General features: G+C 65.6%; 14 protein-coding genes. 2 read left to right on the top strand and 12 right to left on the bottom strand.

Going from position 1 to position 13,531, the window contains the following annotated elements:
* Positions 1-42: 42 nt before the first annotated feature.
* Positions 43-324: a peptidylprolyl isomerase gene (locus NAV27_RS16430; RefSeq protein ID WP_003289417.1), complete on the top strand. Its 282-nt coding sequence runs from the start codon at positions 43-45 to the stop codon at positions 322-324.
* Between the two features lie 112 nt (positions 325-436).
* Positions 437-883, top strand: coding sequence for a DUF3597 domain-containing protein (locus NAV27_RS16425; RefSeq protein WP_102829591.1), 447 nt, complete (start codon positions 437-439; stop codon positions 881-883).
* Between the two features lie 76 nt (positions 884-959).
* Here the strand turns inward: NAV27_RS16425 and rluB are convergent, their stop codons facing one another.
* The 12 genes from rluB to NAV27_RS16365 all read right to left on the bottom strand — a co-directional run bounded on the left by rluB (position 960) and on the right by NAV27_RS16365 (position 13,486).
* Entirely contained in the window at positions 960-2,096 is a 1,137-nt protein-coding gene (gene rluB / locus NAV27_RS16420; RefSeq protein WP_102829592.1) for a 23S rRNA pseudouridine(2605) synthase RluB, read from the bottom strand.
* 99 nt (positions 2,097-2,195) lie between these two features.
* Positions 2,196-2,840: a bifunctional 4-hydroxy-2-oxoglutarate aldolase/2-dehydro-3-deoxy-phosphogluconate aldolase gene (locus tag NAV27_RS16415; protein WP_102829593.1), complete on the bottom strand. Its 645-nt coding sequence runs from the start codon at positions 2,838-2,840 to the stop codon at positions 2,196-2,198.
* A 17-nt stretch (positions 2,841-2,857) separates the two neighbouring features.
* On the bottom strand, positions 2,858-3,571 hold the full coding sequence (gene pgl / locus NAV27_RS16410) for a 6-phosphogluconolactonase (RefSeq protein ID WP_008570327.1): 714 nt from the start codon (positions 3,569-3,571) through the stop codon (positions 2,858-2,860).
* On the bottom strand, positions 3,558-5,027 hold the full coding sequence (zwf, locus tag NAV27_RS16405) for a glucose-6-phosphate dehydrogenase (protein WP_102829594.1): 1,470 nt from the start codon (positions 5,025-5,027) through the stop codon (positions 3,558-3,560). The genes pgl and zwf overlap by 14 nt, the downstream gene beginning before the upstream one ends.
* 183 nt (positions 5,028-5,210) lie before the next feature.
* On the bottom strand, positions 5,211-5,402 hold the full coding sequence (locus NAV27_RS16400) for a DUF1289 domain-containing protein (protein WP_077682978.1): 192 nt from the start codon (positions 5,400-5,402) through the stop codon (positions 5,211-5,213).
* 70 nt (positions 5,403-5,472) lie between these two features.
* Complete coding sequence (locus NAV27_RS16395) at positions 5,473-6,678, bottom strand: maltoporin (protein ID WP_369805879.1); 1,206 nt, start codon at positions 6,676-6,678, stop codon at positions 5,473-5,475.
* Between the two features lie 111 nt (positions 6,679-6,789).
* The gene (locus NAV27_RS16390) at positions 6,790-8,013 is read right to left on the bottom strand and encodes an ABC transporter ATP-binding protein (protein ID WP_054093273.1); all 1,224 of its coding nucleotides are present in this window, start codon (positions 8,011-8,013) and stop codon (positions 6,790-6,792) included.
* A 13-nt stretch (positions 8,014-8,026) separates the two neighbouring features.
* Positions 8,027-8,869, bottom strand: a complete 843-nt coding sequence (locus tag NAV27_RS16385; protein ID WP_102829596.1) for a carbohydrate ABC transporter permease — start codon at positions 8,867-8,869, stop codon at positions 8,027-8,029.
* Entirely contained in the window at positions 8,862-9,779 is a 918-nt protein-coding gene (locus NAV27_RS16380; protein ID WP_043297212.1) for a carbohydrate ABC transporter permease, read from the bottom strand. Before NAV27_RS16380 ends, NAV27_RS16385 begins: the two co-directional genes overlap by 8 nt.
* Positions 9,780-9,888: 109 nt before the next feature.
* Positions 9,889-11,136, bottom strand: a complete 1,248-nt coding sequence (locus NAV27_RS16375; protein WP_043297213.1) for an ABC transporter substrate-binding protein — start codon at positions 11,134-11,136, stop codon at positions 9,889-9,891.
* A gap of 161 nt (positions 11,137-11,297) precedes the next feature.
* Entirely contained in the window at positions 11,298-12,767 is a 1,470-nt protein-coding gene (locus NAV27_RS16370) for an ATP-binding protein (RefSeq protein WP_054093274.1), read from the bottom strand.
* Positions 12,764-13,486, bottom strand: a complete 723-nt coding sequence (locus NAV27_RS16365; protein ID WP_008570338.1) for a response regulator — start codon at positions 13,484-13,486, stop codon at positions 12,764-12,766. Before NAV27_RS16365 ends, NAV27_RS16370 begins: the two co-directional genes overlap by 4 nt.
* Positions 13,487-13,531: the final 45 nt, after the last annotated feature.

Here is a 13,531-nt window from a genome sequence, read left to right as displayed (position 1 = left end):
GTAGCCTCGGCAGCCCATTCAAACGCATCACAGGAGTCACCCATGGCCCGCGCCACCGCCCGCCACATCCTGGTTTCCAGCGAAGCCAAGTGCAACGAACTGAAGGCTGCCATCGAAGGCGGCGCCGATTTCGCCCAGGTCGCCCGCGAGAATTCGAGCTGCCCGTCCAGCCGCGACGGCGGCAACCTCGGCTCCTTCGGCCCGGGACAGATGGTGCGTGAATTCGACACCGTCGTTTTCAGCGCGCCGCTCAACGTCGTGCAGGGTCCGGTAAAGACCCAGTTCGGCTATCACCTGCTGGAAGTCACCAGCCGCGAAGACTGATCCTGCCCGCCCCACGCTTCGGCGTGGGGACGCAGTATTTTTTCCACCATCGCGGATGGTTTCCGCCAAGCGGTGGTCCAATACGGCACGACCAAATCAAGAGGTATGTGCCATGGGACTGTTCGACAGAATCAAGGAAAAACTCGGCTTCGGCGATGCCTCCAATGAGGCGCAGAAACCGGTTTCCACCCCACCGGCGGATGCCGCCAGCACCAGCGCCGAAGGCGTCACGCTGGACTCCGGCCGCCCCACCGCTACCGCCAATGCCACCACCCACACCGACGCCCCGGCGATGTCGCAGGTCGACGTCGCGGCGAAGCTCGACGCCATGGCCGCCAGTCACCACGAGCAGCTCAACTGGCGCACGTCCATCGTCGACCTGCTCAAGTTGCTCGGCCTCGATAGCAGCCTGGAAGCGCGCAAGGAGCTGGCCAACGAACTGCACTGCCCGCAGGACAAGATGACCGACTCCGGCACCATGAACATCTGGCTGCACAAGACCATCATGCAAAAGCTCGCCACTCACGGCGGCAATGTGCCGCCGGAGCTGCTGCACTGACGTCAGCGACTGCCGGCCGATAAAAAAGGCTGCCCCGCATGACGGTGGCAGCCTTTTTCGTTACCGCTCGATGCGGTCAGGGCCGCTTGGAGCGATCACCACGGCCGAAGCCGGGGCGTTGCCCTTCACCCGCCGGCGGACCGCGCCGCTTGGCCGGTGCCGGCTTGTCGCCACCGGCGCCTTCGGGGCGCTTGCCACGCTTGCGATTCACATCGCTCGGACGCTCGGCAACCGGCGTACCCCGGCTCTGCTCGGCCGGACGCGGCTTGCGTGCCGGCTGCTCGCCACGCGGCTTGTCGCCGATGCGCGGCAGGTCGGCTTCGCCGGCCGGACGCAGCACACGCGGGCGGCGCTCGCCACGCGCCAGCGGCTTGGCCACCTTGCGCTGCAGACGGTCGATCTTCTCCTTGGCGCGCGCCTTCATCTCCGGCAGCGCGACCGGCGTCAGGCCGACCTCCTGGCTGAGGATGTCCACCTCGGCCTGCGACATCTCGCGCCAGCGACCCATCGGCAGGTCGGAGGTCATGAACACCGGACCGAAGCGCACCCGCTTCAGCCGGCTGACCACCAGCCCCTGGGATTCCCACAGGCGGCGCACCTCACGGTTGCGGCCTTCCATCACCACGCAGTGATACCAGTGGTTGAAACCTTCGCCGCCGGGTGCTTCCTGAATGTCGGTGAAGCGCGCCGGGCCGTCTTCCAGCATGACGCCGGTCTTCAGCCGCTCGATCATCTCGTCGTCGACTTCGCCGCGCACGCGCACCGCGTATTCGCGATCCATCTCGTAGGACGGATGCATCAGCCGGTTGGCCAGTTCGCCATCGGTGGTGAACAGCAGCAGCCCGGTGGTGTTGATATCCAGCCGGCCGATGTTGATCCAGCGGCCTTCCTTCGGCCGTGGCAGGCGGTCGAATACGGTCGGACGACCTTCCGGATCGTTGCGGGTGCAGATTTCGCCGTCGGGCTTGTTGTAGATCAGCACGCGCCGCACCACGGCGGCTTCTTCGCGCTTGATCAGGCGGCCATCGACGGCGATGGCGTCGAGCCGGTCCACGCGCTGGCCGAGGCTGGCCACCGCGCCGTTGACCTTGACCCGGCCTTCGCTGATCCATTGTTCGATATCACGTCGCGAGGCCAGCCCCATGCGGGCCAGGACCTTCTGCAGTTTTTCGCCGTGGGCGACGTGAGGGGTGGAATCGTCATGCTCGGTCATTCTGGGCACCTCCCGGTGTGTCAGTTCCGATTGAAAGGGCGCGAATCATACGCGCATCGACGTCCGCACGCACCGTTTGCGCACGGATGCACCGACCGCTCAGCCGAGAGCGGCGAGCGCATCGGCGGTGGCTTGCCGGATACGCGCCCAGTCGCCACCGGCGAGGCTGGCCGCGTCGATCATCCAGGTGCCGCCGACGCACATCACATTGCCGAGCGCCAGGTACTGCGCAGCGTTGCCCGCATTGACGCCGCCGGTCGGGCAGAAGCGCACGTCCGCGAACGGTCCGCCGAACGCCTTGAGCGCGGCGATGCCCCCGCAGACTTCGGCCGGGAACAACTTGAAGCGGCGATAGCCCAGCGCATAGCCCTCCATGATTTCCGTTGCCGTGGCGATGCCCGGCAGCACCGGCACCGCACATTGCACGCCGGCTTCCAGCACTTCCCGACTGGCGCCGGGGGTGACCACGAACTGCGCCCCGGCCGCTTCCACCTGATCCATCATGCGGTGGTCGAGCACGGTGCCGGCGCCGATGCACAGCTCGGGACGCTCCTCGCGCAGCCGGCGGATCGCCGTCAGCCCATGCGCCGAACGCAGGGTGATTTCCAGCGTGCGCAGGCCGCCCGCCGCCAGGGCGTCGGCGAGCGGCAGGATCTGCTCCTCGCTACCGATGGTGATCACCGGCAGGATGCGCGCATTCACGCACAGCTGCTCGATCAGGTCGTTCTTCAGTTGCATGGTCATGGGCAATCCTCAGGGCGTCAGGGACACCAGTAGATTTCCAGCGGAGAGTGGATGAACGCGCGAATCGGCATCCGCAACGCATCGGCGTTCAAGGCCTGACGCAGGGTCTCCAGTTTGGTCATGCCCTGGATCGCCAGACACTGCATGCGCGCCGAGGCCAGTAGCGGATAGGTCATGCTCAGGCGCTCGCGCGGCTCGGTCGGCGCACACATCGCCACGCAGCGATCCGGGCAATCGGCCCGCAGTGCATGGTCCAGACGCGCACTGTCGGGGAACAACGACGCGGTGTGGCCATCGTCGCCCATGCCCAGCACCAGCACGTCGATCGGCTGACCGAGTTCGGCCAGACGTCGGTCCGCCAGTTGCGCGGCTTCCTCCAGGGTGGCCGCCGGATGATACAAACCGATGAACTGCGCCACGGCCGCGGCGTTCTGCAACAGATGACGACGCACCAGCCCCTCGTTGCTAGCCGCATCGCTCGGCGGCACCCAGCGCTCGTCCGCCAGGCTGATCTGCACCCTGGACCAGTCCAACTCACGGCGCGACAGTTCCTCGAAGAACGGCACCGGGCTGCGCCCGCCGGATACCACTAGGCTGGCCACGCCGTGGGTGCGCACCGCGTAGTTCAGCACCTTGGCCGCGTCGTCAGCCATCAGCCGCGCCTGCCCAGCGGCGTCGGCCAGACTGTGGGCAACCACGCCGGTGGGCAGGTCGAGTTCAGAAATCGCCATACCAGGACCTCCCGTCACGAGTAATCAAGGCAATCGAAGCCACCGGCCCCCAGGAGCCGGCAGGATAGAGTTTGAGACTGTCGCCAATACGGGTCCAGCCATCGACCAGCTGATCGCACCATTGCCAGGCGTACTCGACTTCGTCGCGGCGCACGAACAGATTCTGATTGCCCTGCATCACCTCCAGCAGCAACCGCTCGTAGGCGTCCGGGATGCGCGCGCTCTTGTAGGTCTCGGAAAAATTCAGCTGCAGCGGCCCGCTGCGCAGGTGCATGCCCTTGTCCAGGCCCTGCTCCTTGGTCATCACCTGCAGGGAAATGCCCTCGTCCGGCTGCAGGCGGATGATCAGCCGGTTGCTGATCAGCGAGCGCTGCTCGGGCGCGAAGATGTAGAACGGCGGCTCCTTGAAATGGATGACGATCTGCGACAGCTTCTGCGCCATGCGCTTGCCGGTACGCAGGTAGAACGGCACGCCGGACCATCGCCAGTTACAAATGTCGGCGCGCAGGGCGACGAAGGTTTCCGTGCTGCTGGTGGCATTGGAATTCTCTTCCTCCAGATAGCCCGGCACCGGCTTGCCGCCGGCGATCCCGGCCGAATACTGGCCGCGCACCACGCGCTGGCTGAGGATGTCCGGCGTGATCGGCGCCAGCGCTTTGAGCACTTTTACCTTCTCGTCGCGGATGCTGTCGGCGGTGAGGTTGCTCGGCGGGTCCATGGCGATCAGGCAGAGCAGCTGCAGCAGGTGATTCTGGATCATGTCGCGCAACTGGCCAGCCTGGTCGAAGTAGCCCCAGCGCCCTTCGATGCCGACGGTTTCGGCCACGGTGATCTCCACATGCGAGATGTGGTGCTGGTTCCACTGCGTCTCGAACAGGCTGTTGGCGAAACGCAGGGCAATCAGGTTCTGGACGGTTTCCTTGCCCAGGTAATGATCGATCCGATAGATCTGGCTCTCGGCAAAGTACTGCGCGACCGCATCGTTGATCACCCGCGACGACGCCAGGTCATGGCCGATGGGTTTCTCCAGCACCACCCGCGCCTGCGCGGCCAGCCCGGCGCCGGCCAGGTGTTCACAGATCGCGCCGTACACCGCGGCGGGCGTGGCGAAATAGGCGATCAGCGGCAGCCCGGCGCTGACGTTCTGGGCCAGCACGGCGTAATCCTCGCCGCGGCGAAAATCCATGCGCAGACAGCACAGGCGCGCCAGAAAGCGCTGCAGCACGGCATCGTCCAGCTCGTGCGGCGGGATGTAACGGCGCAGGGCCTGTTCGATCCGCGCCATCTGCTCATCCGGTTCGCCGCCCTCGCGTGACAGTGCCAGCAGCCGCGTATCGGCGTGCAACAGGGCGGCGCGGTCGAGCTGATAAAGCGCGGGAAACAGCTTGCGCAGCGCCAGATCGCCCAGCGCGCCGAACAGGGCAAAAGTAATGGGTTCAACGTTGATCGCAGGCATAAACGCTCGTGGTCAGTGCAGTGTGGGCTTCAGCGCCGCTCGAATGGCCGGGCACCGGCTCGCGGTCATACGTGCCGCGCGGCAAGGCACCCCTTCAGCAACAGACAGAGATCGTTGCAAAAGACTCGCGAGAATCGGAAAAAATTCTGTTCCGACGATGCACGGTGCTGGACGGCCGCGCCGTCATGGCTTGCGCTTCTTCGCCTTGCCGAGGATTGCGAGGCGCTCGGCCGCCTGTTGCCTGACGGCCTTGCGCTCTTTGTTCTTGAGCTTCTTCCAGCGTTTGATCTCGTCGCGGCTACGACCGCAGCCGACACAGATGTCATCCTTGAGCTTGCACAGATCCACGCAGGGATTGTCCACCTTGTTGCCCACGGCACCTCCAACGCAGGGCGGCCTCGCGTTGCGCAAGGCCGACCGGCGTCAGTGTTGCGTGCTCAACCGATCATTTCCACCAGTACTCCACCTGCACGCCGAAGTTGGAGCCGTGCTGGGCATCACCGAAGGCCCCGCTGTCCGAGAGCGCCGAGCCGGCAGCCATCAGGTTCGCCGCACGCTGGGCGGCGTCGTTCCACTGCGCATAGGTGTAATACAGGCGTACCTCCGGCCGCGCCCAGAATGCCGGACCGGCCGGCGACCAGGTCGGCGCAACGGTGAATTTGCTCAGCTTGCGCGTGCCGTCGGCGGCGTCGATCTGATCGTGACCGAGCTCGGTCACCAGCTTGAACTGCTCGGTGAAGGCATAGGTCGGACGCACCCCCACCGACCACCAATCCTGATCGCCACCGTCGACACGTTTGTCCTTCTGGTAGACCACCTGGAATTGCCCACCGAAACGGGGCGTCAGCTGCCAGTCGAAATACTCGACCACGCGCCAGCTCTTGGCACTGTCGTCCAGCGTGACATCGCCGGTGTAGCCCAGGCCGGTCCCCGGGCCTTCGCCGTACTGGAGCGCGAGGGTGTTGCTGCCGCCGAGAAAGCCGTCCTGCTTGTGCTGCGCGGTCACCGCCCAGCCACTGTGGGCGTCCTCGCTGTCGGGCTTGTCGATGTAGCTCACGCCGAACTCCAGCTCGCCGCCAGGATTGCTGTCGAAGCCGCCGACGTTGAAGTCATGGCGATTGATGTAGTCCTTCTGGAACACGCCGTCCTTGCGTGAAAAGGCGTAGCTGTACTTCAGGCCGCCGATCTCCATATCTTCCACGCCGGCACCGGTGGCGCTCTGGTTCCAGTAGTAGAAGTCGGAGATATGGATGTCGTTACGCTTGTAGAAGCGCCGCCCGGCCCACAGCGAGCCGTTGTACAGCGCCGGCACCTTGCTCCACTCGGCATAGGCCTGCACCATCCGCGCCCAGCCGTGATCGCCGGTGAACTCCGGGGTGTGGCCGTACTGGTTGTACAGCGCGGCCATGCCTTCCAGGCTGAGCACCGAGCCGTCGGCAAAGGTGTAGAGGTCCTGACGCAGATCGAGCTCGGCGTACTGCTCGCACTCGTTGCCGAGGCGGTACTTGCTCGGCGCGCCGGGCAGCTGGAAACAGGATTGCGTCCCGCCCTCCACCGAATCGCCGACGCCGCTGCGCAGGTAGCCGGAAAACTCCAGCGCCTGACCGCTCAGCGGCAGCACGGCGCACGCCACGGCGGCAGCCAGACTCATTCCTGCGGATATTGTTATTTTCATGTCCACTCCGTTCGCTGTTGTTGTTATTCGTTATCTGCAGGTCAGCACGGCGACAAGCGCTGCCTGGGTCGAGCCGCTGCGCGCGCGTTAGCGGGCAATACCGCTGCGCTCGCGCCCGCTGTACGGCACGCCTCTTTCGCCAGGCGTGCGGCCGTTCGGCAAGGCCTCGATGACACCGAGCCGCCCGCTGCCCGCCGCGCGGGCAGCTCGCTGGTCCAGTCGCTCGCCGGTGTGCGCATCGAACAGCAGCACCTTGTGCGGATCGAACTGCAACTCGAGGGTTTCGCCGGCGCGCGGAGCCTGGTCCGGGGCCAGTCGGCACGACGCCTTGACCTCGTTCAGGCTGAAGAACACCAGGGTGTCCGGCCCGGTGGGCTCGACCACCTCGATCTGGCAGCGCAGCGAGCAGCCGTTGCCCGTACCGTCGGCCAGGCCGATCTGCTCCGGGCGGATGCCGAGAATCACGTCACGCGCGTGCCACTGCTCATCGGCCGGCAGCGCCAGCGGAATTTCACAGCTCGCCTGATCGCTGTTGAGCACGGCGACCCAACGCCCACTCTGCTGGCGCAGCCGCACGGGGACGAAGTTCATCGGCGGCGAGCCGATGAAGCTTGCCACGAACTGGTTGGCCGGGTCGTTGTAGATCTCGTGCGGCGTGCCGAACTGCTGGACGATGCCGTCCTTCATCACCGCGACTTTGTCGCCGAGCGTCATCGCCTCGATCTGATCGTGGGTGACATACACGGTGGTGGTCTTCAAGCGCTGATGCATCAGCTTGATTTCGGTGCGCATCTCCACGCGCAGCTTGGCGTCGAGGTTCGATAGCGGTTCGTCGAACAGGTAGATCTTCGGCCGCCGCGCCAGCGCCCGCCCCATGGCCACGCGCTGCTGCTGGCCGCCGGAGAGCTGCGACGGCTTGCGCTCGAGCAGCGCCTCGATCTGCAGCAGCTTGGCGACCCGCGCCACCTCCTCCTCGATCTGCGCCGCGGGCACCTTGCGCATCTTCAGGCCGAAGGCGATGTTGTCGCGCACGCTCATGGTCGGGTACAGCGCGTAGGACTGGAACACCATGGCGATGTCGCGATCCTTCGGGCTGGCCTGGCTGATGTCCTCGCCGTCGACCAGGATCTCGCCGCCAGTGATGTTCTCCAGCCCGGCGATGCAATTCATCAGGGTGGATTTGCCGCAGCCCGACGGCCCGACGAGGATCAGGAACTCTCCCGCGTCGATCTTCAGGGCGATGTTCTTCAGTGTTTCGACCTTGGCGTTGCCGTAGGTTTTCTGGACGTTGCGCAGTTCCAGGGATGCCATGTTGTTGTTCTCCTCAACCCTTGACGGCGCCGGCAGTGAGCCCGCGCAGGAAGTACTTGCCGGCGATCACGTAGACCACCAGCGTGGGCAGGCCGGCGATCATCGCGGCGGCCATGTCGACGTTGTATTGCTTGGCGCCGGTGCTGGTGTTCACCAGGTTGTTCAGTGCCACGGTGACCGGCTGGGTATCGCCACTGGCGAACACCACACCGAAGAGGAAGTCGTTCCAGATCTGAGTGAACTGCCAGATCAGGCAGACCATGATGATCGGCACCGACATCGGCAGCAGGATGCGGCCGAAGATGGTGAAGAAGCCGGCGCCATCCAGCCGCGCCGCCCGCACCAGCGCATCCGGCACGCTGACGTAGAAGTTGCGGAAGAACAGCGTGGTGAACGCCAGCCCGTAGACCACGTGCACCAGCACCAGGCCGGCGGTGGTATTGGCCAGGCCGAGCTTGCCGAGGGTGAAGGACGCCGGCAGCAGGATCACCTGGAACGGCAGGAAGCAGCCGAACAGCAACAGGCCGAAGAACAGCTGCGAGCCGCGGAAGCGCCACATCGACAGCACGTAGCCGTTGATGGCGCCCAGCGCGGTGGAAATCAGCACCGCCGGGATGACGATCTTCACCGAGTTCCAGAAGTAGCCGCCGATGCTGTCCCAGGCCGTCAGCCAGCCCATGGCGCTGAACGCTTCCGGCCAGCTCAGCAGGTTGCCGGTGCGGATGTCTTCCGGCGTCTTGAAGCTGGTCAGCAGCATCACGATCAGCGGTATCAGGTAGGCCGCGCAGGCCAGCAGCAGCGTGGCGTGGATGGTCAGGCGCCCGAGGGTCAGGCGCGGTTGCGCGAAGTCAGACATGGCGCTTGGTCCTCAGCTCGGAATACAGGTACGGCACGATGATCGCCATCACCGCGCCGAGCATCAGCATGGCGCTCGCCGCACCCAGGCCCATCTGGCCGCGGGTGAAGGTGTGGGCGTACATGAACATCGCCGGCAGATCGCTGGAGTAGCCCGGCCCGCCAGCGGTCATCGCCGCCACCAGGTCGAAGCTCTTGATCGCGATGTGAGCAAGAATCATCAGTGCGCTGAAGAACACCGGGCGCAGGCTTGGCAGCACGATGCGCAGGTAGATGGTGGGCAGGCTGGCGCCGTCCACCTGGGCGGCGCGGATGATCGACTGATCGACGCTGCGCAGGCCGGCGAGGAACAGCGCCATGACGAAACCCGAGGCCTGCCACACCGCGGCGATCACCAGGCAGTAGATGACCCGGTCCGGGTCCACCAGCCAGTCGAAGCGAAAACCCTCCCAGCCCCAGTCGCGCAGCAGCTTGTCCAGGCCCAGGCCGGGGTTGAGCAGCCACTGCCAGGCGGTGCCGGTGACGATCATCGACAGCGCCATCGGGTACAGGTAGATGGTGCGGATCAGCCCTTCGCGGCGGATGCGCTGGTCCAGCAGTACGGCAAGTACGACGCCGATCACCAGGCTGATGGCGATGAACAGGCCGCCGAAGACCAGCAGGTTCTGGCTGGCGACCCACCAGCGGTCGTTGTCCCACAGGCGCTCGTACTGTTGCAGGCCGGCCCACTTGTAGCTGGGCATGAAGCGCGAGTTGGTGAACGACAGCAGGAAGGTCCAGCCGATGTAGGCGTAGAAGCCGACCAGCACGATCAGCATGCTCGGCGCCAGCACCAGTTTCGGCAGCCAGCGCTGCAGGGCGTCGAGCGGCGAGGCCTTGGCGGGCCTGGCTTGAAGCGCGATGGAGCTCATGGATGTGATCCCTCATGGAAATCCGGGATGTCGTCGTCCGCGGCGCAGACCAAGGCCTGTACCGGGGACGCACGTTTCGGGAATCGGGCGGCGTTATCCGCCCGCAGCGTTACTGCACGGCCTGGATCGCCGCCGCCAGTTGCTTGGCCGCCTTTTGCGGGTCGGCCTGGGGGTCGTTGAAGAAGTTGGTGACGACGTCGAACACCGCGCCCTGCACGTAGCTCGACGCCGCCATGCCGTGGGCCAGGCTGGGCTGCAGGCCGCTGTCCTGCGCGGCTGCCTTGAAGTCCTTCATCGATTGCTGCGCACAGGCGTCGAACGCGCTCATGTCCATGTCCTGGCGAACCGGGATCGAACCCTTGTTCTGATTGAAGAAGGTCTGGAACTCCGGCTCCAGCACCGTGCGCGCCAGATCGACCTGGGCCTTGCGGTTTTCCTCGTCGCTGAGCTTGAACATCGCCAGCGAGTCGATGTTGTAGGCGAAGCTGCCCTGGGTGCCGGGGAACGGCAGGCACTGATAGTCCTTGCCGGCCACCTGATTGGCGGCGGTGAACTCGCTCTTGGCCCAGTCGCCCATGATCTGCATGCCGGCCTTGCCGTCGATGACCATGCCGGTGGCGCGGTTCCATTCGCGGCCCGCGGCATCGGCATCGATGTAACCGCGCAGCTTCTTCAGGGCGGCGAACGCCTGGACCATCTTCTCGCCGGTGAGGGTGTCCTCATCCAGTTCGACGAAGGCCTTGTGGTAATCCTCCGGGCCGAGAATGCTCAGCACGAAGTCCTCGAACACGGTGCCGTCCTGCCAGGGCTGGCCGCCGTGGGCGACCGCGATGAAGCCGGCGGCCTTGAGCTTGTCGGCCGCGACGAAGAACTCGTCGAGGGTTTTCGGCGGCGTGGCGCCGGCCTTCTCGAACACCTCTGGGTTGATCCACAGCCAGTTGACCCGATGCACGTTGACCGGCACCGCCACGTAGGAGCCGTCGTACTGCATGATCTTGGTCACTTGCTTGGGCAGCAGCTCTTCCCACTTGTCCGCCTTGGCGGTTTCGTCGAGGTTGGCCAACAGGCCCAGCTCACCCCACTCCTGAATGTCCGGCCCCTTGATCTGCGCGGCGGCCGGCGGATTGCCGGACACGGCACGGGTCTTCAGCACCGTCATGGCCGCCTCGCCGCCGCCACCGGCCACGGCGAAATCACGCCAGCTATGGCCTTTCTTCTCGACCAGTTTCTGCAGCGTGTCGGCGGCGCGCTTTTCGCCACCGGATGTCCACCAGTGCAGCACCTCGACCTCGCCGGCATGGGCGGCGAGCGGCAGGGCGAGGGAAATGGAAAGAGCGAGGTGATGGAACGCTTTCATGTCTGAGCACCTTCTTGTTTTTATCGGGCAAGGCGTGGTCGCTTGCGTTGATCCGAGTCTATGCGCGCCGCAAGGGGCGCTGGGTAACGAAGGGATAGGCAATGGTCACCGTCTGGTTACAAACCGCGGTGAAATGTCACGCGCCACGAGAACGGCGGGTTTCAGTCATCGCTCGACGCCTGGCGCGGCAGCGTCAGGGTGACCCGCAGGCCGCCCTCCGGCAGGTTGCGCATGCTCAGCTCGCCACCGTGGGCGTGGGCGATGTTGCGGGCAATGCCCAGCCCCAGGCCGTAGCCCTGCTGCTGGCCGGACAGCCGCACGTGCGGTTCGAACACCTGCTCCAGGCGCTGCTCCGGCACACCCGGCCCCTCATCGTCGACATGCAGCACCAGCAGCTCGGCGCTGTCCTCGAGACGCAGATGGGCACGCCCACCGTACTTCAGCGCGTTGTCCAGCAGGTTGCCGATGCAGCGCTTGAGCGCCAGCGGCTTGCCCGGATACGGCCGTAGCGCGCGGCCGGCGAGCGTCACGCAGTCACGGTCAGTGGCCTGATAAGGCTCGACGATATGTTCGAGCAGCACGTTCAGGTCGACCGCCTCGATGTTCTCGTGGATGTCGGTGTCCTTCACGCACTGCAAGGCGCCCTTGACCAGCAGCTCCAGCTCGTCGAGATCGCGACTGAACTTGGCCTGCACGGCTTCGTCGTCGAGCAGCTCGACGCGCAGGCGCAGGCGCGTGATGGGCGTGCGCAGGTCATGGGAAATCGCGCTGAACAGCTGGCCCCGTTCGCTCAGGTAACGGTTGATGCGTTCGCGCATGCTGTTGAAGGCGCGGCTGACCTCCACCACCTCGCTGGCCCCCACCTCGGCGAGCGGGCGCATCTCCCCGCCCACCGCCATGTCCCGCGCGGCCTTGGCCAGGCGCTTGAGCGGACGGCTCTGCCAGCGCACCAGCAGGCCGATAAACAGCAGCAGAAAGACGGTGGTGAGCACGATGAACCACAGCTGCTGCGCCGGCAGCCCCTCGTCTTCCAGGCTGACGTACGGCGCCGGCATCAGCGTGGCGAGGTACAGCCACTCGCCGGGCGCGATCTGGATCTGCGTCACCAGCACCGGAGGCGCCAGGGGCTCGAAACTCAGCGCATAGTGCGCCCAGGAGCGCGGCAGCTCGTCGAGCGCGATGCCGCTGTTGAAGATGCGCAGGTCTTCCGGGCTGACGAACTCCACCGTCAGGTCCACCGCGCTGCCGAGGCGCTGGCGCAATACCTGGTCGACTTCGCCGAGCACCAGCCGCTTGCGTGGCGTTTCAGGCAGGATCTGCATCTGTAACGGCCGATCGTTGAGCGAGACGAAGAAACGCGTGCCGCCCATGCTGCGCAGCTGATCGAGCACCAGCGGCCGATACCCCAGCGGCAGCGAACGGAAGTAGCCGACGCTGGCGGCCATCGACTGCGCCAGGCTGCGCGCCGTGGTGATCAGCCCTTCGGTCTGACTGGCGCGCAGCTGCGACAGCCAGATCAGGCTCGACAGCCCCTGAGCGAGCAATACCGCCAGCAGCGTCAGCGCCAGCATGCGCCCCAGCAGCGAGCGCGGCACCGGCAACAACCGGCGCCGCCCGGTACGCAGGTTCATGATTGCGACGTCACCTGGGCCGCCAGCAGATAGCCGCAGCCGCGCACGGTACGGATCAGCCGCGGCGACTTGCCGGTATCGCGCAGGCGCTGGCGCAGGCGACTGACCGCCATGTCGACGATGCGCTCCAGTGGCATCACCTCGCGGCCGCGGGTGGCGTTGGCGATGGTGTCGCGGTCGAGAATCTGCTGCGGGTGGTCGAGAAACAGTTTGAGCAGGGCGAAGTCGGCGCCGGAGAGGAACACCTCCTCGCCATCGGCGTGGAACAGGCGATGGCTGACCATGTCGAGCCGCCAGTCATCGAAGGCCAGCACATCGCTGCCGCGCTCCTGAGCGAAGCTCACCCGGCGCAGCAGCGCCTTGATCCGCGCCAGCAATTCTCGGGGGCTGAATGGCTTGCCGAGATAATCGTCGGCGCCGAGTTCAAGGCCGATCACCCGGTCAGCTTCGTCGGAGCTGGCGGTGAGCATGATGATCGGCATCGACGCCAGGCGTTCGTGTTCGCGCACCCAGCGACAGAGGCTGAAGCCATCCTCGTCGGGCAGCATCACGTCGAGGATCACCAGATCCGCCGGCTGCTCACACAGCGCCTGGCGGAACGCGGCGCCATCGGCCACGGTACGCACCTGGAAGCCGGAGCGGCTGAGGTAGGCCTGTAGAAGCTCGCGAATTTCCTGATCGTCATCGACCAGCAGCAGCTGTTTTCCCGTCTGGCTCACATCGCATCCCTTTTCTTGTCGTTATCCGGTCACCCGGCTGCGTCC

The organism is Stutzerimonas degradans (assembly GCF_024448505.1).
Classification (GTDB): domain Bacteria; phylum Pseudomonadota; class Gammaproteobacteria; order Pseudomonadales; family Pseudomonadaceae; genus Stutzerimonas; species Stutzerimonas degradans.
Note: the sequence above shows the minus strand (reverse complement) of the source record. Positions and strands in the feature narration are given on the sequence as shown.

Coding starts and splice junctions, on each gene's coding strand:
- rluB (WP_102829592.1), bottom strand. CDS start 2,096: ATGACCGAGCATGACGATTCCACCCCTCACGTCGCCCACGGCGAAAAA.
- NAV27_RS16425 (WP_102829591.1), top strand. CDS start 437: ATGGGACTGTTCGACAGAATCAAGGAAAAACTCGGCTTCGGCGATGCC.
- NAV27_RS16395 (WP_369805879.1), bottom strand. CDS start 6,678: ATGAGTCTGGCTGCCGCCGTGGCGTGCGCCGTGCTGCCGCTGAGCGGT.
- NAV27_RS16415 (WP_102829593.1), bottom strand. CDS start 2,840: ATGACCATGCAACTGAAGAACGACCTGATCGAGCAGCTGTGCGTGAAT.
- NAV27_RS16375 (WP_043297213.1), bottom strand. CDS start 11,136: ATGAAAGCGTTCCATCACCTCGCTCTTTCCATTTCCCTCGCCCTGCCG.
- pgl (WP_008570327.1), bottom strand. CDS start 3,571: ATGGCGATTTCTGAACTCGACCTGCCCACCGGCGTGGTTGCCCACAGT.
- NAV27_RS16370 (WP_054093274.1), bottom strand. CDS start 12,767: ATGAACCTGCGTACCGGGCGGCGCCGGTTGTTGCCGGTGCCGCGCTCG.
- NAV27_RS16380 (WP_043297212.1), bottom strand. CDS start 9,779: ATGAGCTCCATCGCGCTTCAAGCCAGGCCCGCCAAGGCCTCGCCGCTC.
- NAV27_RS16385 (WP_102829596.1), bottom strand. CDS start 8,869: ATGTCTGACTTCGCGCAACCGCGCCTGACCCTCGGGCGCCTGACCATC.
- NAV27_RS16430 (WP_003289417.1), top strand. CDS start 43: ATGGCCCGCGCCACCGCCCGCCACATCCTGGTTTCCAGCGAAGCCAAG.
- zwf (WP_102829594.1), bottom strand. CDS start 5,027: ATGCCTGCGATCAACGTTGAACCCATTACTTTTGCCCTGTTCGGCGCG.
- NAV27_RS16390 (WP_054093273.1), bottom strand. CDS start 8,013: ATGGCATCCCTGGAACTGCGCAACGTCCAGAAAACCTACGGCAACGCC.